The following is a 20693-nucleotide window of genomic DNA, read 5'->3' on the forward strand; positions in this document are numbered from 1 at the left end:
GAAGTGCCTTCGGTTTTAGGAGGCGCGCGACGTCAATTGCGCGGCCGCTGGGGCGCCCTGGGGCGCTGTTTCATCCTCGAGATCGAGGGCTGTCAAGCGTTCGCCGCGCACGCCGATGCGGGACGCGGACGTCTGGACCTTTTGCAACGCCTTGCCGGACAAGCCGAAATGGCGTTCGAGATCGGTGACATGCTCGACAAGGCGCGTCACCTCGCCAAGGAGCAATCCTACCTCGCGCTGGATGAGCCCAGCCTGATCGCGCATCTTGGCATCCTTGATGACGGCCTGGACTGTCTGCACGGCGAGCATCAGGATATTCGGCGCCACAATCACCACGCGGGAGCGATGCGCGCGCTGCACCAGATCCGCGAAGTGCTCATGCAGGTCGCCGTAAACAGATTCCGAGGGGACGAACATCAGCGCCGTGTCCTGGGTCTCGCCTGGGATCAGATATTTCTCGGCGATATCGTCGATATGGTGGCCGACTGCAGTGCGGATCGCGTCACGGGCCGCCTTGACCTCGTCGGACGCGCGGGCCGTGCGCAGGGCCTCGAACCCTTCGAGGGGAAACTTGGAATCGACGACCAGGGCTGCCGGGGTGTTCGGCAACCGGATTACGCAATCCGGGCGCTTGCCGTTCGACAGCGTAGGCTGGAACTCATAGGTGCCCGCGGGAAGCGCATCTCGAATAATGGCTTCCATGCGCACTTGCCCGAAGGCACCGCGCGCCTGCTTGTTGGCCAGCACGCCCGAGAGCGATGTTACCTCGGTGGAAAGATCGGCGAGGCTTTGCTTTGCCTCTGCAATGACGGCGAGGCGCTCGTTCAAATTCGAGAGGCTTTCCGTCGTGCGGCGTCCCGCTTCAGCGAGATTGTCGCCGAGGCGCGTCGAGACGGTATCGAGGCTCGCCGACATATGGCGCGCGAGCGTGTCGACGCGTTCGGCCAGCCGCGCGACCGTATCGCCGCTCTGTCGCTGCGTTTCGGAGAGGCTTTCGGACAGGCGCCGGCTCACACCGTCGAGCGCCGTGTTCAGGCGGGCCGAGACCTGCTCGACGCGCTCATCCAAAGCGCGCGCTTCCTCGGACTGGCGGCGCACCGTCATCTCGCTCATGGCGGTGAGGCGGCCCTTGATTTCGGCGAACTCCGCCGCCGCCGCAGCCTCGCGATCCCGCGTACCGGACTTGCTGCGCAAGCCCAGCGCAATTAGCGGTAGAAGCACCAAAAACCCAACGACCGCGGCGACCAGCAACGGGTCCAGGCCGCTCACGGCGGCGCTCAGCGCCTCGCGCGGTGCGGCGAGCCATTGGGAGAGGCGATCGGGGGCTTGTTCGATCATGTCCCTGCGATACCCGATTCGAGCGCCCAAAATTCGTCAGGAATGGGAGGATCTCTGAACAAGCCGGGCAGTCATCCAGGAGCTTCAGCGTGCGCGCCCTATTCGCAGCCCTTTTCCTGCTCGTGAGCCCAGTGGCCGTTGCCGAGGAGCCTCACGCCAAATCCGACGAGACCGCCATCCGCGAGGTGATCGCCACTTGGTATGGCGAGTTGCAGCAGCGCGGGACGGCGCCGACGACGCTAGGCCGGCACGGCTACAGGAACCTCTACGCGCCAGGAGCCATCGACGGCGGCCCACACGACACAGAGACCAATCCGAAAAGTGCAAGGCTGAGCCCGACGATCTCGCATGAGCTTGCGGCGCAGGCGTTGAAGTTCTCCTACGAGATCGACGTCCTCAAGATCGATGCGCGTTTCGCGAAAGCCATCGTGTGGGAGCGAGGCTATTTCTATGCCTGGGCTGCTCAGCAAACTTATGAGACCGCAGCTTCCGCCCTTTTCATCTTTGAAAGGCAGCCGGAGGGGCATTGGCTGATCCTCGCCCACGAGGCGAACTCACAGGGAATTCCGCCGACAAAGCGCACCGATCCGATGCCCGACCTCCGCGAGCTATTCTACGCAACGCAGGGCAAGGAGCGTGATCCGGAAACCGACACTCTCAACAAGCAGAAGTTCTGATCTAGGGCCCTCCCGCGGGATCTATCGGCACCACGATGGCAGCGCGCCCCTCGACAGCTGGACCATTCGGGTCAATGGCGGCTGGCCCGACTGGCGGAGACGGGCGCTCGCCCCTGCGCTTGCGACGGGCCACCTCGGCCTCCTCACGTGCGCGAGCCTCCTGCTCCCGCAGCGAAGCGGTTCTGAGAAACGTGCGCCAGTCTCCCAGTATCTCGAAACGTTGTTTTTCGTAGTCGTAGTCGATCCCGTCGGGATGGCGTGACGTTCGCTGGCAGATGGCAACGATCTGCTCTTCGCCGCTGCGGTCGAAGCGGAACTGATAACTCGCGTCCGTACCCGGCACACGGATCGTCACGCCCGGAGCGACCAGATTGTCCTGGTCGATATCATTGGGAAACAGAACGACTGCTTTTCCATCGCGGTCGACGTTGATCAGCGTCAAGTGGCAGGCCTTGCTGACGGACGCATGGATCGTGACGAGATCGCGCGGCCAATACCGGGGCTTATCTGTCCAGAGTATGACCTCGATCTCGGTGTCGGGGATGGTGCGCTTCGCAGGAGGTGTGTCCAGCGTGTCGTCATCGAGCGCGCGCGATAGTGCATCCCACTCTGCGCGGCTCAGCGCGCCATGTATCAGCTTTCGAGCCGCGTAGAGCGCGTCGCCGTCAACCGCCGAGAGCCGATCGGCCAACGCGCGTGCCGTGATGCCCCGTTCCGCCGCCGCGCGCACCAAGTCGACATCCTTCGTCCACGATCTGGCGAGAGCAGATACGACCCTTTGCGCAGCACCGTCCAGGTCGACGGGAATGGCGCGTTCTCCGCTCCCTTCTTTTGGGCGCGAAAGCGCAAGAAACTGGGCTGCGAACCAGTCTACCGGGATCGCTTCGGTTCCCCCAACGGCGGGCGCCGAATCCGTCAGAAGCTCCTCCTCCCCTTCTGGGCTTTGAAGGTCGCCTTCCCGGAAAGCGAGAATGGCGCTCTCATCGCCAAGGGTCTGCAGGGCAATCGGCTCGCTCCGGCGAGCCAAGGCGGTCAGCAGAATTGCCGCTGCCTCTCGGTACTCTTTCAGGCGGGCCGGAGAGGCGCACGCGTTCCAAAGATGGACCAGTGAAACGAAGCGTGTGTCGGCCGCCTCCGAAGGCCCCACCATTTCCGCCCAATGATCGATTTGCGCTTCGACAGTTTCCGGCGTGATGCGGGCACGATCGCGACACTCCGCGTCGCGTGCGGGCAGGCTCTCGATCCAGTCGCGCACCGTTTCGATTTCCGCGGGTGTCGGGGCGGACGGTGCAGGACTGGTCCTGAGCAGCATCTGGTAGATGCGAGATGCGTCAGGGCGCTTGGGCACGACGAGAGCGGGATCGTCTGCGACGGTATCGAGATCTACGGCGCCCCCATTGCTCCGGCATTCGGTGCAATGGGTTTCCAACGCTGCCCGCGCGCGCTCCGGCAACGGCACAGGTGGGGACACGCCGGCAACGGTTTGCGCCAACGCAACGGCGGCGCTGCCCAGCGCTGCCGTCAGGATGCTCAGCGCTATAGCGCACACGCGCCGTCCTGCTCTTCTCATCGACCCCGCCTTCAGCCCTCAGCCCGGCCAAGACTACCGGTTATTCCCATCTCCGGACTAGCGGCCCTTGCGCCACCGGTAGCCAAAATCCATTTCGCGATCAGCCAATGCAATCCGCACCAATCCTTAACCACCGTATCAGGCCCCCGAAAGTAGCCTTGGGACGCAGGCTATCCTATCTGTGCTACAGCCTTTGCAACCTCGGCTCATCGCGAGCCACATCAATGGACCGACAAGACCCTCATGGCGCACGGTGGAAAGCTCCTGATCGATCAGCTTGCTGCACATGGCGTGCCGCGCATCTTCGAGGTCCCAGGAGAGAGTTTCCTCGCCGCGCTCGACGGGCTTTATGACACGACCGCGATGCGAACCATCGTGTGCCGTCATGAGGGCGGTGCGGCGATGATGGCGGAGGCGACCGGCAAGCTTTTGGGGCGGCCGGGCGTGGCCTTCGCGACGCGCGGACCCGGCGTCGTCAACGCCGTATCCGGCGTGTACGTCGCGCAGCAAGACGCGACACCGATGATCCTGTTCGTTGGCCTGCCGACGACCCCGCTCGATGAGCGCGCGCCATTTCAGGAAATCAACATCGAGGCGCTGTTCGCCTCGGTCGCGAAGTGGACGGCCGTCGTCCGTTCGGCAGACCGTATTCCCGAATACGTCGCGCGCGCCGTTCGCGTTGCCATGTCAGGCCGGCCCGGCCCAGTGGTGATTGGTTTGCCGGAGAACGTGCTGTCGGCTCAGACTTCGGCTTCCGTCGTCGTGCCAGCGACGCTCGCGGGGGCTGCCCCGACAGCGCGTGACATGAGCGATCTCGCGCAGCGTCTCAGCGCAGCAGAACGCCCCCTGATCGTGGTGGGCGGGCCGGGCTGGACCCAATCCGTCAAAGACGCGGTTGAAGATCTGGCGCGCACCTTCGATCTTCCCGTTGCGTCCTCTTTCCGATGCCAGGACTACGTCGACAACCGGCATGACTGCTACGTCGGCCATCTCGGCTTCACGACCGACAAAAAGCTCAAGGCAGGCCTCAAGGCGGCCGATCTCGTCATCGCAATCGGTGCGGAAATTGCTGATATCGCAACCGACGGCTATGCCCTGCTGGGTGGCGAAAACCAGACGTTCGTTCAGGTCCATCCCGAACCCAGCGCAATTCTTGGCTTCCGCGAGGCGTCGCTGTCCATCGCCGCCAATTCGGAAGCCTTCGCCGAAGCGCTTGCGGATTTCGCGCCCAATCTGCGCGGCGCTACAAAAAAGGGCCGTCCTGCGGAGCGCCCGTGGAGCCGCTACAGGCACGACCTCCGCGAAGCCTACGAGGCGACGCTCGTCCCGCGCGCAACACCCGGCGCTGTCCGCATGGAGGATGTGGTCTCGACCGTCTCGGCCGTGCTGCCGGAAGACGGATTGATCACCAATGGTGCGGGCAACTATTCGCAGTGGGTGCACCGCTACTTTCAATTCAAGCGTTTCCGGAGCGGTCTCGCGCCGACGTCCGGCTCGATGGGATATGGGTTACCGGCGGCCATTGCAGCGAAGCTCGCGAATCCGAGATCGCCCGTCGTCTGCTTCGCGGGTGACGGATGCTTCGCGATGACATCGAACGAGCTCGGCACTGCGGTTCAATATGGGCTCGCGATGCCGATCCTCATTGCCAACAATGGCATGTTCGGCACCATCCGCATGCACCAGGAACGCAACTATCCCGGGCGGACCAGCGGAACGAGCCTCGTCAATCCTGACTTCGCCGCGCTCGCAAGGGCGCACGGCGCGGACGGCGCGGTGGTAACTCGGAGCGAGGATTTCGAGGCCGTCTTCAGGGAGGCTCTTGCGGCCGACGTGCCATTCGTGATCGACCTCCGGACCGATCCCGAGGCCATCACACCGATGGAGACGCTTTCGGGGGTGCGCCAGTCAGCGGCGCCGAAGGCCCGCAAATAGCTCAGCTCACTTCCAGAGCCGATCGTAGAGACCGAGCACCACTTCGAGCAGGATCAGCGCGATGATGTACCATTCTAGGCGGTGGCTCGTTCGCGTGCTCACGAGGTCAGTGAGGGTGGCCGACGTCTCCTGAATAGCTTCGAGCTTGCGCGCGATGGCCCGGCTTCTGACAGTGAGATCGTATTCATCGACGAGGCGAGTCCACAGCCGCTCCAGCTCCGGATGATCCCAAAGCACGTCTGGCTTCTCGTCGAGATCGACACGTCCTGCGAGCCGCTGCTGGATCAGAAGTGCGTCTCCGATCTGACCCAACAGTTCCGCCTGTGGCTGTTCCGGCAAGCGCCCGCCCTTCAAACGTTCGGCCAGGGGCGCGATGCGCTCGAAGGCCTGGGCGATACGCCGTTCGTCGAAAGCCATGGCCACACTCGTGGCAAGCGCCTGCGCGACCAGCACGATGCGGTTCGGATCCAGGCTCTTCACGTGGAGGGTACCGGCGGGGCCTGCAAGATCATCCGCTTCCGGCTTGACCACCAAGTAAGCCATTTCGCTTTCCCGCTCGCTCGCTTCCAGCGGCTGCACAATGCGCCCGGCTAAGCTCGCGATCAGGGCGTCCTCTGCAACGGGGGTAAGCCCTATGAAAGCGGCGCTCCCGCTCTTGAACAGGACGACCGCCCCGCCCTCAGGCGTACGGAACCCCAGCGGGCTTGTCGAGAACATGTCCTCGCGCTCAAGGCCCCTGAGATCGATCCGCTCGCCGAGTTGTAGGGCGCGGACGGTGACAGGCTTTTCCATCGGGGTCCCTGCGGAGTTATTGCGTCAGCGGCCTGCGCCGGATCTGGGTCTGCTGGTCAGGCGCAGCGCCGTGAGGACCGCGAACACGATGCCGAGGCCCAGGCCAACTGCGGGACCAATGACAAGGCCATAGGCCATAGCGCCGCCACCGTCCTGGTCGTGAGCCCCGAACAACTCGGTTTGCACGATGTAGGCCCCCATTGCGAGGCCCCATCCCACCACAGCGCCAACGACAAAGGCGAGCACTACCAAGGCTAAGATGCGCATTCCGTGGTCCCCATCAGTCCGTCAGCAAGCTTACGATGCGCCCCTCCCTCGGGAAAGAGTTGCCGATTTTGGCCTTGGCACAGGATGCGCACGGTAGCGGCGCGCCGCGGGAGCGACGCTTTCGCCCACCATATCCTGTCATAAATCGACATTAGCGTTCGGACGTCATCAAAACGCGCGGTCAGCTTCCCATGTCCATTCGCCTTCAGCACGCGATCGCAGCCGGATTGCTGCTAGCCCTGCCTTCGCCCGCTAGATCGGAAACATCGCCCGACGACCTGATGGCTGCTACTCTTGCCTACGCCTACGCCCATCGTCGCGCCTGACCGTTTGGCGCCAAAAGCTTGCCAATCCTAGGATTTGCAGTTAGACAGCGCCCATCTCACACGCGCGCCTCATGCGCCCGGCGGATTAAAAGCCCCGCCAGGTCGCTCCGGTGGATGAGCTAACCTCCTCAAAAGACTAGCTTTTCTTCTCAAGGTGCGCGGAGGATTAACCGGAAAAGGATAGATACGCACATGTCCGTGCCGCAATTCAACATGCGCCAGCTCCTGGAAGCAGGCGTGCACTTCGGTCACCAGTCGCACCGCTGGAACCCCAAGATGGCGCCCTTCATCTACGGCGCCCGCAACAACATCCACATTCTCGACCTGACCCAGACCGTGCCGATGTTGCATCAGGCGCTCAACAAGGTCTCCGATACCGTCGCCGGCGGCGGCCGCGTGCTGTTCGTCGCCACGAAGCGCCAGGCTTCGGACTCGATCGCCGAAGCCGCCAAGCGCTCGGCCCAGTACTTCATCAACCATCGCTGGCTCGGCGGCACGCTGACCAACTGGAAGACGATCTCGACCTCGATCCGCCGTCTGCGCCAGCTCGACGACATTCTCGCCGACCCGCAGGGCCGCACGAAGAAGGAAGTTCTCAACATCCAGCGCGAGCGCGACAAGCTCAACCAGGCGCTCGGCGGCATCAAGGACATGGGCGGCGTGCCGGACCTCCTGTTCGTCATCGACACGAACAAGGAAGGCATCGCCATCAAGGAAGCCCGCAAGCTCGGCATTCCGATCGTCGCCATCGTCGACACGAACTGCGATCCGGACGGCATCGACTTCCCGGTTCCGGGCAATGACGACGCTGGCCGCGCCATCACGCTTTACTGCGATCTCATTGCACGCGCGGCTCTCGACGGCCTTGAGCGCGGCCAGGGTCTCTCCGGCGTCGACGTCGGCGCTTCGGCTGAGCCGCCGGCCGAGAACCTGCCCGAGGTCAAGGTCTTCAAGGGCATTGATGGACCGCGCGGCGATGCTGACGATCTCAAGCGGATCACCGGAATCACCGTCAAGCTCGAGCAGAAGCTCAACGACGCCGGCGTGTTCCATTTCTGGCAGATTGCCGACCTCGACGCCGACAACCTCGCTTCGCTCGACCGCAAGCTCAAGCTCAAGGGCCAGATCGCGCAGGAGAACTGGGTCGCCCAGGCCAAGAAGCTGGTCGACGCGTCAGCGGCCTGATCCAACACGCGGTGCCTTGACACACCGCGCCGCTAGATAACGCACGTGCGGGCCTTACAAACGGCCCGCACTTTGCCATTTCAAAATCGGCACTTCTCCCCCAGATGCTGGGGACCTAGTGCGAAAGGAGCAGTCATGAGCACGATTTCCGCCGCAACCGTCAAAGAGCTGCGCGACAAGACTGGCGCCGGCATGATGGACTGCAAGCAGGCACTGCAGGAGACCAACGGCGACATGGAAGCCGCCGTCGACCTTCTGCGCAAAAAGGGCCTGTCGAAGGCCGCGAAGAAGTCAGACCGTGTTGCGGCCCAGGGCCTCGTCGGTGTCGTCTCGCAGGTCAAGTCCGGCGCTGCTATCGAGGTCAACTCGGAGACGGACTTCGTCGCGCGCAATCCGCAGTTCCAGGAGATGGTCCAGAAGATCACCTCGCTCGCTCTTGCAGCCGGTGGCGACCTCTCGAAGCTGCTCGCAGCCAGCTATCCCGGCACGGGCAACACCGTCGAAGCGCAAATCAAGGATGCGGTCGCCACAATCGGCGAGAACATGGGCCTGCGCCGCACGGCTGCTCTTTCCGTCAAGGAAGGTGTGGTTGCCGACTACGTGCACAACAAGGCCGCCGATGGCCTCGGCAAGATCGGCGTGCTCGTCGCGCTCGAGAGCGCCGGCGATACGGACTCGCTGATGACGCTTGGCCGACAGCTGGCCATGCACATCGCCGCCTCAAACCCGCAGGTCGTGAACGTCGAGGATCTCTCCAAGGAGGCAATCGACCGCGAGCGTGCGATCTATCTCGAGCAGGCGAAGGCCGAGCCGAAGAACGCCGGCAAGTCGGACGAAATCCTGCTCAAGGCGGGCGAGGGACGCCTGCAGAAGGAGTTCGTCAGCCAGGCCGTTCTCCTGAAGCAGGTGTTCGTCATTGACGGCAAGGCAACGGTCGCCGAGATCCTGAAGCAGGCCGAGAAGGACGTCGGTGCGCCGGTCAAGGTTGCGGGCTTCGTCCGCTACCAGCTCGGCGAGGGCATCGAAAAGAAGGTCGAAGACTTCGCCGCTGAGGTGGCGAAGACGGTCGGAGCGGCCCAAAAGAGCTAATCAAACCGGAAAAGCCGGCGAAACTGCCGGCTTTTTTTTGCCCGAACGCATCTCCGGCCCGATTGTTTTTGCTCTGCTCTGCGTCTTGAATGAGATCAAATGATTCATGCTCGAACTGACAGGGAGACCGGCATGACGACGGACGGTGGATCGCTCAAGTACAAGCGGCTGCTCGTCAAACTGTCAGGCGAAGCCCTGATGGGCCGGAACGGCTACGGCATCGACAACAGCGTCGTAGAGCGCCTGGCTGCCGATCTCGCAGAGGCACGGGCTGCCGGATGCGCGATTTCCGTCGTGGTCGGCGGCGGCAACATTTTCCGTGGGCTCCAGGGCGCCGCCAAGGGCATGGACCGCGCGACGGCCGACTATATGGGCATGCTGGCGACGGTCATGAACGCGCTGGCGCTGCAAAGTGCCCTCGAAGCCGCCAAAGCGCCGGCCCGCGTGCTCTCGGCCATTCCGATGCCGACCGTGTGCGAGCCCTACGTCCGCCATCGCGCTCTTTATCATCTTGAACGCGAGCGGATCGTCATTTTCGCGGCGGGCACAGGCAACCCCTTCTTTACCACGGACACGGCGGCCACGCTGCGCGCCGTCGAGATGGGTTGCGATGCCGTTGCCAAGGCGACGCAGGTCGACGGCGTCTACTCGGCGGACCCGAAGAAGGATCCCTCAGCGCAGCGCTTCGACCAGCTCACCTACTCGGAAGTTCTGGCGCGTGACCTCCGGGTCATGGACGGTGCGGCGATCGCCCTTGCCCGCGACAATCATCTTCCGGTAATTGTGTTTTCTATCGACGAGCCGGGCAATGTGATCAAGCTTCTCACCGGATCCGCCCGCGCCACGGTCATTCACGGCTAATCCGCACGGTCCGGCCTATCGCAACGCGGAGGCTCAAGCCGTATTGGACCAGCGGAGAAAAAGGAGAAAAGCCCGGTGTCCCTCACGACGTTCGATCTCAAGGAAATCGAGAACCGCATGCGCGCTTCGCTCGATGCGCTGAAGCGCGAGCTCGCCGGCCTGCGGACGGGACGCGCGAGCGCCCACCTTCTGGATCCCGTCCAGGTCAACGTTTACGGCGCGCGTATGCCCATCAACCAAGTGGCGACGGTCACCGTCCCCGAGCCCCGCATGATCTCGGTGCAGGTCTGGGACAAAGGCAACGTCCAGTCCGTCGACAAGGCTATCCGCGAAGCCAACCTCGGTGTGAACCCTGTCGTGGACGGAACGATGATCCGCCTGCCGATCCCGGCTCCCACGGCGGAGCGCCGTCAGGAGCTTGCAAAGCAGGCCCACAAGTATGCCGAAGCTCATCGTATTGCGGTACGCAACGTTCGTCGCGACGGCATGGACCTTCTCAAGAAACTCGAGAAGGACGGCAAGATGAGCGAAGACGATCACCACAAGAACTCGGCCAAGGTCCAGGAGCTGACCGACAAGCTGATCAAGGAGATTGATCAGACGCTCGCGACCAAAGAAGCTGAGATTCACAAGGTGTAAGAGCGCGATCGTCTTTGGTGAGATCAATCAAAGATGTGACTCGCGCTTAGAATCTCATGTTTTGAGCGCCATTGGCGTGCGAGACTGGGGGAATACGGTACGAAACTAGCCTGACGCGCGGACCGAAACTCGCTTTCGGCTCGCGCGTTCGCCCAACAAAAGCCCACGACGACCCGACATTTCCATCACGCCAACCGCAGCAAAGCTCGAAGCCCGTGGCAGACAGATCGAAATCCTCGGAGGGCGCACACGGCGCCGAGATCATGCCGCGTCACGTCGCCATTATCATGGACGGCAACGGCCGATGGGCTGCGGAACGCGGATTGCCGAGGGCTCTCGGACACCGCTCGGGCGTCGAAGCGGTGCGGCGCACCGTTCAGGCCGCAATCGACCTGTCGATCCCTTATCTCACGCTCTACAGCTTCTCGTCGGAAAACTGGTCGCGTCCGCAAGACGAGATCGACGACCTGATGGGACTCATGAAGCGGTTCATCCGCCGCGATCTCGCCGAGCTGCATCAAAACAACGTTCGCGTCATGGTCATCGGAGAACGCGACAACGTCGACCACGAACTGCAAGTCCTGATCGACGAGGCTTGCGAGCTGACCCGCGAAAATACGCGTCTCAACCTTGTCATTGCCTTCAACTATGGCTCCCGCAGCGAGATCACGCGTGCGGCGCGGCGGCTCGCCGAAGAGGTCGCGGCAGGGCGCCTCTCGTCGGCGGACATCACCACCGATCTCATGACGCGCGCGCTCGATACCAAAGGCGTTCCGGATCCGGATGTGCTGATCCGGACCAGTGGAGAGTGTCGTCTTTCCAACTTCCTCCTCTGGCAATGCGCCTACACGGAGTTTGTCTTTCTCGACGCCTACTGGCCGGACTTCGGCCGCGAGCTGCTTCTGGAAGCGATCACCCAGTTCAGGGGGCGCGAGCGCCGGTTTGGCGGCCTGTCGTGCCGTTCGACCGCCTGAGGATGACGCCGATGGAGGAGAACCCAACGCTCGCCCCGCCACCTGTGCCTGCGCCGCCGTCGCCGTCGCTTGCATCGAACGTCTGGCTTCGCATTCTCTCGGCAGCCGGCCTCGCCGCCGTTTCGTTCGCCCTCGCGTGGGCCGGCGTGCTTCCGTTCGCAGTCCTCGTCTTGCTCATCGCGCTGGTCATGAGCTGGGAATGGTCCAGGGTCGTTCGTGGCGAGGGCATAGACCTGTCCTTGCTCGTGCACGGTGTGTCGGTCTTCGCCGCAGTCGCTCTCGCGGCGTTCGGATTTGCAGCGCTCGGCGTAGCGGTTCTGATCATTGGCACTATTATCGTCCTGGCGCTCGAGTTCGGGGCGCACCCGATGCTTTCGAGCGCAGGGGTGCTCTATGCGGGTCTTCCCGCCGTCGCTTTGCTCTGGCTGCGCGGCAATGAACCTTCCGGTTTTCATGCGGTGCTTTTCATCGTCCTCGTCGTAGCGGCGACGGACACGGCTGCTTTCGCCGCAGGGCGACTGATCGGAGGACCGCGGTTGGCGCCGCGGATTTCTCCGAACAAGACTTGGAGTGGGCTCCTCGGTGGCCTCGCCGCAGCCGGTCTCGTTGCAGCGGCTTTCGCCTACGCGATCCAAGCGCCGCCCATCGCCCTTGCAATCACGGGCGTCCTGATGGGCGTGATCGCACAAGCCGGCGACCTGGCGGAGTCGGCGCTGAAGCGGGCTTTCGACGTCAAGGACGTCAGCCAGCTCTTGCCCGGACACGGCGGCTTCATGGACCGGATGGATGGGATCGTCGCGGTGGCCGTAGCGGTCGCATTGTTTGCGCTGTTTCTCGATCCGCAGGCCCCGGCCGAAGCGCTTCTTGCCGGAATGCCCGGCGCAGGGCCTTAAAGCGCAATCGCAACTGGCGCAGTGAGCCGAGGGGGCGCATAAAGGCCCTCCAGGCTTGGGGCCTTTTGGGGCACCACGCACATTGGATGGAGAACAGTTTACTATGGCGCAGGCGGTTAGCGTATCGAACGACGCGGAGCGCCCGAGCGACATACGTCACGAAACTCCCAACCACGCGCTCGATCCAACAGGCAAACCGCTGCGTCTCTCGGTTCTAGGCGCCACCGGATCGATCGGCACCAGCACACTCGACCTCGTCGCCCGCAATCCAGAGCGCTTCGAGATCGTCGCCGTCACCGCTCAATGCAATGCCAAACGCCTCGCGGAGCTGGCCTTGCGCCATCGTGCGCGGCTCGCCGTGATCGGGGAAGCGGTCCATTACGAGGAGCTAAAGACCCTTCTGGCCGGGTCGGGCATTCGGGTCGCAGCGGGGCCCGAGGCCATCGAAGCTGCCGCAGAAGAGCCTGCCGACTGCGTCATGGCTGCGATCGTCGGTGCCGCAGGATTAAGACCGACTTTTGCGGCTGCTCGCCAAGGTTGCCGGGTGGCTTTGGCAAACAAGGAATGCCTCGTCTCGGCTGGCGAAGTTTTCGTGAAGCATGTCGGACAGAGTGGCGCCGAACTTCTCCCGGTCGACAGCGAGCACTCCGCCGCCTTCCAGGCCATTGGCCAAACGCCCGCCCGTTCCATCGAGAAGATCATCCTCACGGCTTCGGGGGGACCCTTTCGCACGTTCGACAAGGACCGGCTGCAACGCGTCACGCCGGAAGAGGCGCTCAAGCACCCGAATTGGTCGATGGGCGCGAAGGTGACGATCGATTCCGCGACGCTGATGAACAAAGGGCTCGAGCTGATTGAAGCGTTTCATCTTTTTCCGGTGGAGGCGCATCAGCTCGACGCCATCGTGCATCCTCAGTCCGTAGTGCACTGCCTGGTGATGCTGGAGGACGGATCGGTGATGGCGCAGATGTCGCAGCCGGACATGCGCACGCCGATCGCCCTGGCCCTCGCGTGGCCCCAGCGCCTTCCGACGCCGGTGAAGCGGCTTGACCTCCTGGCTCTCAAGACCCTGTCCTTTGAAGCCCCTGATTATGAACGGTTTCCGGCGCTCAAAATCGCGATCGACGCGCTTCATCGCGGGGGCGCCGCGCCTGCTGTCCTGAACGCGGCCAACGAAGTTGCCGTTCAAGCCTTCCTCGACCGGCGGATTGGGTTTGCGGATATCGCGCGCACTGTCGCTTCGTGTCTTGAAATCGCCGAAGGTCGGGGCCTTCTTAACCGTGTCAGCTCGCTGGACGACGTGCTCGCCGTCGATAGCGAAGCGCGAAGCGTGGCACGAATGATGCTTCCGGGCTAGAATTGCCGGACAGCGCTGCCCGTTCCCAATCTCCTCTACCGAGCTCTCAGTCGACAGGATTTATTCAGAATGTTCGAAGGGTTACTCAGTCAGGTGTTCTCGTGGACCCTCTCGGGCCTCGCCTTCCTGTTCGTGCTCAGCGTGGTCGTGTTTTTCCATGAGCTGGGACACTTTCTGGTGGCCCGCTGGTGCGGGGTTACGGTTACCACCTTCTCGATCGGTTTCGGCCGCGAGCTGGGCGGCTTCTATGACCGGCATGGTACCCGCTGGCGGATCGCTGCGATCCCGCTCGGCGGCTACGTCAAATTCCTCGACGATGCGAACGCGGCGAGTGCCCCCGGTACGGCTGAGCCCCTCCCCCCTGAAAAGGCCGCTGGGGCGTTTCATACGAAGCCCGTCTGGCAGCGCGCGCTCGTCGTCGCGGCGGGTCCGCTGGCCAACTTCCTTGTCGCCGCCCTCATCTACACGGCCGTGAACGCAACCTACGGTGTCTCGATGGTCACCGCCCGCGTGGACGAGGTCGTGCCCGGAATGGCCGCCGAGAAGGCCGGTATCAAACCGGGCGATCTCATCACCGAGATCGACGGCTGGTCGATCGAGACGCTGGATGACGTGGTCCGCATCGTGACCGCCAGCAGCGGCCGCACCCTCAAGATCACTGTCGATCGGAATGGGCAGGCGCAAACGTTCTCGGTCAATCCGGACATGAGAGATCACAAGGATGATCTAGGGGTTACGGTCCGCCTCGGAGACATCGGCATTCGCAGGTCGCTGCCGGCCCGGATTGGCGCGATCATGCCGGACTCACCGGCGGCGAAAGCAGGTTTCAAGCCCGGCGACGTCATCACGGCCATCAACGGTGCGCGCGTCGGTTCCTTCGACGATGTTATCGCCATGGTCGGGCCAGCCGCGGGCAAAACTCTGGCGATCACAGTCGACCGCAAGGGCGGGCAACAGACGATCGACGTCGTTCCCGAGGCAAAAAGCGCCGCCAATCCGGACGGCACGACGGTCGAGAAAGGACGCATCGGCGTCGCACCGGATCGTCCGGAGCCGGTTTCCGTATCCCTGCTCGAAGCTGCCCGGCTCGGCGCGCGCGAAACTTACGCGAATATCGTTCAGACGATCACGGGCATCACGGATATCGTGACCCAGCGCCAGTCGGCCGATCAAGTTGGTGGGCCAATTCTGATGGCCGAGGTGACCGCCCGCGTTGTCGAGATGGGCTGGGAGCCGCTTCTGCGCTGGACCGCCCTGATCTCCGCCAACATTGGCCTATTGAATTTGCTACCGATTCCGGTGCTCGACGGCGGCCATCTGGTTTTCTACGCGATCGAGGCCATACGGCGCCGGCCGCTGAGTCAGCGGATGCAGGAAATCGGCTTCCAGGTGGGCATCGCGCTGGTGCTGATGCTGGTCGTATTCGTGAACCTCAACGACCTGCTGCGCGTGGGAAAACGACTTTTTGGTGGCGGCTAGAATCCCTCTTGGGTGACGTAAACTTGCCACTTCCCAATGCCTTACCCAGAAGTTAAGAATGGCCGAAGTGAGCGGTACTGGCCGGCGCGATTCGAGGCAGGGGGCTTCGGATTGGTTGTTTTTTGCGCTGAATCAGGGCCTTCATGAGGGGGAGTTCCACCTCGAGTTTCGAATAAAAAGACGACGGCTCGGGATCCTTGCCGACAGGTCCTAAGAGCCGAGGGGGATCGGCACAAATAAGGCGAGGCAGATCCGCACATGGTGCAGTTTCGGATCATGTCGACTAGGGGGATACGTCTGCTGATGTGGCTCGTTGCAGCGGTTCCCGCTGTATACGCCGCGCAGCTCGTGACTCTACCCGCTCAAGCTCAGAGCGTCGTTCGCGACATTCGCGTTGAAGGTAACCGGCGCGTCGAGCCGGAAACCGTGCGCTCCTATCTCCAATTCTCGGTCGGTCAGCCGTACGACGCGGGCAAGGTGGACGCCTCGCTCCAGGCGTTGTTCGCGACAGGCCTCTTCGCCGACGTCTCGATCGATCAGGATGGACAGGCCGTCGTCGTCCACGTGGTCGAGAACCCGGTGATCAACCAGGTGGCCTTCGAGGGCAACAGCGAGGTCGACACCGACACGCTCAAGGCCGAAGTCCAGCTGAAGCCGCGCTCCGTCTACACCCGCGCTCGCGTGCAGGGTGACGTGCAGCGCATCCTCGACGTTTACCGCCGCCAGGGCCGTTACGCGGCAACGGTTGAGCCCAAGATCATCGAGCTCGAGCAGAGCCGCGTGAACCTCGTCTTCGAAATCAACGAAGGCGGTGCGACCAAGGTTCAGGGCATCAACTTTACGGGTAACCACGCCTTCTCGGACGCCCAGCTCCGCGACATCATCTCGACCACCCAGAGCGGCTGGTTCGACTTCCTCAAGGGAACCGCCTTCTACGATCCGGACCGCATGAATCTCGACCGCGAGCTTCTGCGTCAGTTCTACCTCAAGAACGGCTATGCCGACGTGCGCGTCGTCGCGGCGAACGCAGAGCTCAATCGCGAAGGTTCCGGTTTCTATGTGAACTTCGCCATCGACGAGGGTGAGCTTTACACCTTCGGCGCGGTGACGATTGAAAGCTCGCTCCCTGGTGCCGATCCGCAGAGCCTCGTCGGTGAGATCCTCACCCACCAGGGTGACACCTACAATGGCAACGACGTCGAAAAGAGCACCGAGAAGCTGACGCTGCTCACTGCCGAGCAGGGCTTCGCCTTCGCCCGCGTGCGTCCGCGCGCCGTGCCCGATCCGGTCAACCGGACGATGTCACTCACCTACCTTATCGACGAAGGTCCGCGCATTTACATCGAGCGCATCAACGTCAGCGGCAACCTGCGTACGAAGGACTACGTCATTCGCCGCGAGTTCCGCTTGGCCGAAGGCGACGCCTATAATCCGCTGCTCGTCGATCGCGCAAAGAAGCGCCTCCAGAGCCTCGGCTTCTTCAAATCCGTCGACATCAAGCGCCGTCCGGGTTCGTCTCAGGATCGTGTCGTGCTTGACGTGGATCTCGTCGAACAGTCGACCGGCGAGCTGTCGTTCGGTGCCGGCTACTCGACCTCTGAAGGCGTCATCGGTGACGTGAGCATCACGGAACGCAACCTGCTCGGTAACGGCCAGTTCTTGCGCCTCAAGTTCGCCGGCTCGTTCGAGCGCATGCAGGTGGATCTGTCGTTCACCGAGCCGCGCTTCCTCGATCAGAACCTGGCTGCCGGCTTCGACCTCTTCCACAAGGAGGTCGACCAGACGGAAGAGTCCGGCTTCAACTCGACGCGTACGGGTGGCACAGCCCGCCTCGGCTTCCCGCTCTCCGAGAGCCTCTGGATGCAGACGGGCTACACGCTCGAGTACACGACGATGGACGTCGAGAGCAAATACATGCAGCGTGTCTCGAACTTGGTGAAGGAGGACATCGCAATAAACGGCGACGCCTCGCTCGCCTCGTCGATCGGCACCTCTCTCACCTACGACAAACGCAACATTCCCAAGAACCCGACCAGCGGTTACTACCTGCAGCTCTCGACCGATATGGCTGGCTTGGGTGGCGACGTGCAGTACGTTCGCGTCAACGGCGAAGGCCGCGCCTACTACCCGATCACGGAGAAGATCACCTTTGTTGGCCGCGCCATCGGCGGTCATATCGAAGGCTGGGGCGGCGACGACATTCGTCTGACGGACCTCTACTATCGTGGCGGCGAGACGATCCGTGGCTTCGACCGCGGCGGCTTCGGACCGCGCGATCTTACGCCCGGCGGGCGTAAGGATGCGGTGGGCGGCAAGAGCTACTGGGCGACCACAGCGGAAATTCGCTTCCCGCTGCCGTTCGTGCCGGATGACCTTGGCCTCTCGGGTGCGGTGTTCGCAGATGCCGGTTCGCTGTGGGATGCCAACGATCTCGCGAAGAGCCTTAACGGGAAAACAAACGGCATCATACTCGTGGGGGATGACGCCTCGGTCCGCGCGTCGATTGGCGCCAGCATCATGTGGAACTCGCCGGTCGGTCCGATCCGCATGGACTTCGCCAAAGCGATCGCCAAAGAGAAGTTCGACGAGGAGCAGTTCTTCCGCTTCGGTGCTTCGACCAAGTTCTAAGTTTTCGACCTCAAATGAGAGCCCGGCAGACCCTTCTGCCGGGCTTTTTCATTTCTCCCGCCAGATCAACGGCAAGGCACTGCCTGACTGGAAGTGGATTTGTCAGTCGATCAGCTGGACCGCCCGTGCGTCTGGTCTTAAGAAAAGGACAGGCGACCTTACGCGGAAGCTCGTTTCGGCGGGCAAATGCGGAACGAAGGCACGCCGCGCCCAGCGCTTCGCCGTCACGGCTCAGCAGGATTTCGAAAGCACGCTCTCATGAACCATCCCGGTTTCTTCAACACCGCCGGGCCCTTCGCGCTCGCTGAGGTGGCGGCCGCGACCGAGTCTGAAGTTCGGGGTGACGCAGGCCGTAAAGTCAATGGCGTGCAGCCCTTGTCGGAGGCGACGCCGCTACACCTCTCCTTCTTCGACAACCGCAAGTACCTGCCGCAACTTCTCAGTACGCGGGCGGGGGCTTGTCTGGTTGCGGCCCAATTTGCAGATCGCGTGCCCGAGGGCACCGTGGCGCTCGTCACCAAGGCCCCGTACCGCGCCTTCGCCCAGGCCCTTGCGCTGTTCTATCCCGAAGGAATGCGCAGCAAGGCGGCCGAGGCGGGATCGGATCATCGGATCTCTCCTTCGGCCATCATTGAGGAAGGCGCCGAGATCGAGCCAGGTGCCATTATCGGGCCAGAAGCGCGCATTGGCGCCGGGACGCGTATCGCCGCTGGGGCCGTGATCGGCTACCGGTGCAGCATCGGCCGGGGCTGCTATATCGGCCCCCTCTGCTCGGTCGTGCACGCTTTGATCGGCGACCGGGTCATCCTGCATGCCGGAGTGCGCATCGGTCAGGATGGGTTCGGTTTCGCCATGGGGCGCCAGGGCCACCTCAAAGTGCCGCAGATCGGCCGCGTTATCATCCAGGACGACGTGGAAATCGGGGCAAACTCAACCGTCGATCGAGGGGCGCTTAAGGATACCATCATCGGCGAGGGCACAAAAATTGATAATCTCGTCCAGATCGGGCACAACGTGGTGATCGGACGGCACTGCGTCATCGTTGGCCAGGTGGGCATTTCCGGCTCGACCGAGCTCGGTGACCATGTGGTCATGGGCGGCCAATCAGGCGCCGTCGGGCACATCAAGATCGGCAACGGAGCGCAGATTGCAGGCGGCTCCCACCCGAAGGATGACGTTCCGCCGGGAGCTGTGCTCGCAGGTACTCCTGCGCGACCTTTCAAGCAGTGGGCGCGCGAAGTCGCCGCCGTGACACGGCTGGCGCGCCGTGGTGGCGACCGCCCCGAAGACGAATGAGGCTGAGCCTCAACATTAGAACAATGCCCGAGGCGGATTCTGCCGGGCGAAATGGAGTGTGATCGGGATGGACGACACGACGAAGAAGGTTTCGGCGACGACGGCAGATATCGCGACGATCCTGAGGCTGCTGCCCCATCGCTACCCCTTCCTCCTGCTCGACCGCATCTATGACATCAACGGGGACGAGACCTGTGTTGGTGTCAAGAACGTGACAATCAACGAGCCGTTCTTCCAGGGCCACTTTCCGCAGTACCCGGTCATGCCCGGCGTCCTGATCATCGAAGGGCTGGCACAAACGGCCGGCGCGCTCTGCGTGCACAGCCTTGGCGAAGACTACAAGACCGAGCTCGTCTACTTCATGGCGATCGACAAGGCGAAGTTCCGCAAGCCGGTGCTGCCGGGCGACCAGCTCCACTATCACGTGCGCAAGATCCGGAACCGCGGACGCGTCTGGCGCTTCTATGGAGAAGCGAAGGTCGATGGAAAGACCGTCGCCGAGGCCGAGATCAGTGCGATGCTCGCCGATACCGCAGAAGCTCGGGCATTTGCGGCTAGCAACAAGAATGGCTAATCCTAAAATTCACCCGACCGCCATCATCGAGGACGGCGCCAAGCTTTCAGATGGCGTGACGGTTGGCCCCTACTCCATCGTTGGCGCCTACGCCACGCTTGGCGAGGGCGTGGAGCTCGCCAGCCATGTGGTCGTGACGGGGCGGACCACTGTTGGAGCGCGCACGCGGATCTTCCCGTTCGCCTCCATCGGCCATCAGCCCCAGGACCTCAAGTACAAGGGCGAGCCGTCGACACTCGATATCGGCTCCGATTGCCTGATCCGCGAAGGTGTGACGATCAATCCCGGCACGGAGGGCGGCGGGATGCGGACCACCATCGGCAACGGGTGCGCCTTTCTCGCCAATTCTCACGTTGGCCACGACTGCCATGTCGGCAACAACGTCATCTTTTCCAACAACGTCATGCTGGCGGGCCATTGCGAGGTTGGCGATTTCGTCATTATCGGCGGCGGGGCCGCGGTCATTCAGTTCGCGCGCGTTGGATCACACGCTTTCCTTGGCGGCATGAGCGGCCTCGAGCAGGACCTCATTCCCTACGGCATGGCGCTCGGCAACCGCGCCTATCTCTCCGGCCTCAACATCGTCGGCCTGCAGCGCCGCGGGTTCTCTCGCAACGAGATCCACGACCTGCGCCGGGCCTACCGCGCGCTCTTCGCACAGGAAGGAACGCTTCTCGAACGCGTCGCCGACGTCACCGAGGAGTTCAAGGATCATCCGACGGTTATGGAGATCGTGGCCTTCATCAAGGCCGGGGGTAAGCGCTCGATGTGCACCCCAAAGAACGGCGACGAGGCGTAGGCAGCCTCGCGGCT

Annotated in this window: 18 protein-coding genes; 14 read left to right on the top strand and 4 right to left on the bottom strand. The window is 63.0% G+C overall.

The features are described from left to right. Positions 1-15 precede the first annotated feature (15 nt). The gene (locus VHO05_RS08380; protein ID WP_329646148.1) at positions 16-1338 is read right to left on the bottom strand and encodes a DNA recombination protein RmuC; all 1323 of its coding nucleotides are present in this window, start codon (positions 1336-1338) and stop codon (positions 16-18) included. An 89-nt stretch (positions 1339-1427) separates the two neighbouring features. Here VHO05_RS08380 and VHO05_RS08385 point away from each other — a divergent pair, with 89 nt between their 5' ends. After that, positions 1428-2015 (top strand): hypothetical protein, encoded by a 588-nt coding sequence (locus tag VHO05_RS08385; protein ID WP_329646149.1) that lies wholly within the window; start codon positions 1428-1430, stop codon positions 2013-2015. A gap of 1 nt (position 2016) precedes the next feature. Here VHO05_RS08385 and VHO05_RS08390 read toward each other — a convergent pair whose 3' ends face one another. Beyond that, positions 2017-3585, bottom strand: coding sequence for a DUF4384 domain-containing protein (locus VHO05_RS08390; protein ID WP_329646150.1), 1569 nt, complete (start codon positions 3583-3585; stop codon positions 2017-2019). Between the two features lie 243 nt (positions 3586-3828). On the opposite strand from VHO05_RS08390, the gene VHO05_RS08395 reads away from it, so the two are divergent. Beyond that, the gene (locus VHO05_RS08395; RefSeq protein WP_329646151.1) at positions 3829-5520 is read left to right on the top strand and encodes a thiamine pyrophosphate-dependent enzyme; all 1692 of its coding nucleotides are present in this window, start codon (positions 3829-3831) and stop codon (positions 5518-5520) included. Positions 5521-5526: 6 nt separating this feature from the next. Here VHO05_RS08395 and VHO05_RS08400 read toward each other — a convergent pair whose 3' ends face one another. Together VHO05_RS08400 and VHO05_RS08405 are read right to left on the bottom strand one after the other, a co-directional pair. Beyond that, positions 5527-6312: an RMD1 family protein gene (locus tag VHO05_RS08400; protein ID WP_329646152.1), complete on the bottom strand. Its 786-nt coding sequence runs from the start codon at positions 6310-6312 to the stop codon at positions 5527-5529. Between the two features lie 24 nt (positions 6313-6336). Continuing rightward, positions 6337-6579, bottom strand: coding sequence for a hypothetical protein (locus VHO05_RS08405; RefSeq protein ID WP_329646153.1), 243 nt, complete (start codon positions 6577-6579; stop codon positions 6337-6339). A gap of 518 nt (positions 6580-7097) precedes the next feature. Here VHO05_RS08405 and VHO05_RS08410 point away from each other — a divergent pair. The 12 genes from VHO05_RS08410 to lpxA all read left to right on the top strand — a co-directional run bounded on the left by VHO05_RS08410 (position 7098) and on the right by lpxA (position 20679). Next, positions 7098-8090 carry a 30S ribosomal protein S2 gene (locus VHO05_RS08410; protein ID WP_329646154.1) on the top strand — a complete coding sequence of 331 codons (993 nt, stop codon included), beginning with the start codon at positions 7098-7100 and terminating at the stop codon, positions 8088-8090. 135 nt (positions 8091-8225) lie between these two features. Then, positions 8226-9179 (top strand): translation elongation factor Ts, encoded by a 954-nt coding sequence (gene tsf, locus VHO05_RS08415; protein WP_329646155.1) that lies wholly within the window; start codon positions 8226-8228, stop codon positions 9177-9179. Between the two features lie 132 nt (positions 9180-9311). Then, the gene (gene pyrH, locus VHO05_RS08420; protein ID WP_329646156.1) at positions 9312-10040 is read left to right on the top strand and encodes a UMP kinase; all 729 of its coding nucleotides are present in this window, start codon (positions 9312-9314) and stop codon (positions 10038-10040) included. Between the two features lie 75 nt (positions 10041-10115). Continuing rightward, positions 10116-10679 (top strand): ribosome recycling factor, encoded by a 564-nt coding sequence (frr, locus tag VHO05_RS08425; protein WP_329646157.1) that lies wholly within the window; start codon positions 10116-10118, stop codon positions 10677-10679. Between the two features lie 215 nt (positions 10680-10894). Next, entirely contained in the window at positions 10895-11653 is a 759-nt protein-coding gene (locus VHO05_RS08430) for an isoprenyl transferase (protein WP_329646158.1), read from the top strand. 11 nt (positions 11654-11664) lie between these two features. After that, the gene (locus VHO05_RS08435) at positions 11665-12546 is read left to right on the top strand and encodes a phosphatidate cytidylyltransferase (protein ID WP_329646159.1); all 882 of its coding nucleotides are present in this window, start codon (positions 11665-11667) and stop codon (positions 12544-12546) included. 103 nt (positions 12547-12649) lie between these two features. After that, complete coding sequence (locus tag VHO05_RS08440; protein ID WP_329646160.1) at positions 12650-13903, top strand: 1-deoxy-D-xylulose-5-phosphate reductoisomerase; 1254 nt, start codon at positions 12650-12652, stop codon at positions 13901-13903. Between the two features lie 69 nt (positions 13904-13972). Further along, entirely contained in the window at positions 13973-15382 is a 1410-nt protein-coding gene (gene rseP, locus VHO05_RS08445) for an RIP metalloprotease RseP (RefSeq protein ID WP_329646161.1), read from the top strand. A gap of 303 nt (positions 15383-15685) precedes the next feature. Next, a complete protein-coding gene (gene bamA / locus VHO05_RS08450; protein ID WP_329646162.1) occupies positions 15686-18010 on the top strand; it encodes an outer membrane protein assembly factor BamA in 2325 nt (774 codons plus the stop codon). A 258-nt stretch (positions 18011-18268) separates the two neighbouring features. Beyond that, positions 18269-19306 (top strand): UDP-3-O-(3-hydroxymyristoyl)glucosamine N-acyltransferase, encoded by a 1038-nt coding sequence (gene lpxD, locus VHO05_RS08455; RefSeq protein ID WP_329646163.1) that lies wholly within the window; start codon positions 18269-18271, stop codon positions 19304-19306. Between the two features lie 67 nt (positions 19307-19373). After that, the gene (fabZ, locus tag VHO05_RS08460; protein ID WP_329646164.1) at positions 19374-19880 is read left to right on the top strand and encodes a 3-hydroxyacyl-ACP dehydratase FabZ; all 507 of its coding nucleotides are present in this window, start codon (positions 19374-19376) and stop codon (positions 19878-19880) included. Beyond that, positions 19873-20679: an acyl-ACP--UDP-N-acetylglucosamine O-acyltransferase gene (lpxA, locus tag VHO05_RS08465; RefSeq protein ID WP_329646165.1), complete on the top strand. Its 807-nt coding sequence runs from the start codon at positions 19873-19875 to the stop codon at positions 20677-20679. The genes fabZ and lpxA overlap by 8 nt, the downstream gene beginning before the upstream one ends. Positions 20680-20693: the final 14 nt, after the last annotated feature.

Origin of the sequence: Hyphomicrobium sp. (assembly GCF_036262015.1) — a bacterium.
Lineage (GTDB): Bacteria > Pseudomonadota > Alphaproteobacteria > Rhizobiales > Hyphomicrobiaceae > Hyphomicrobium_C.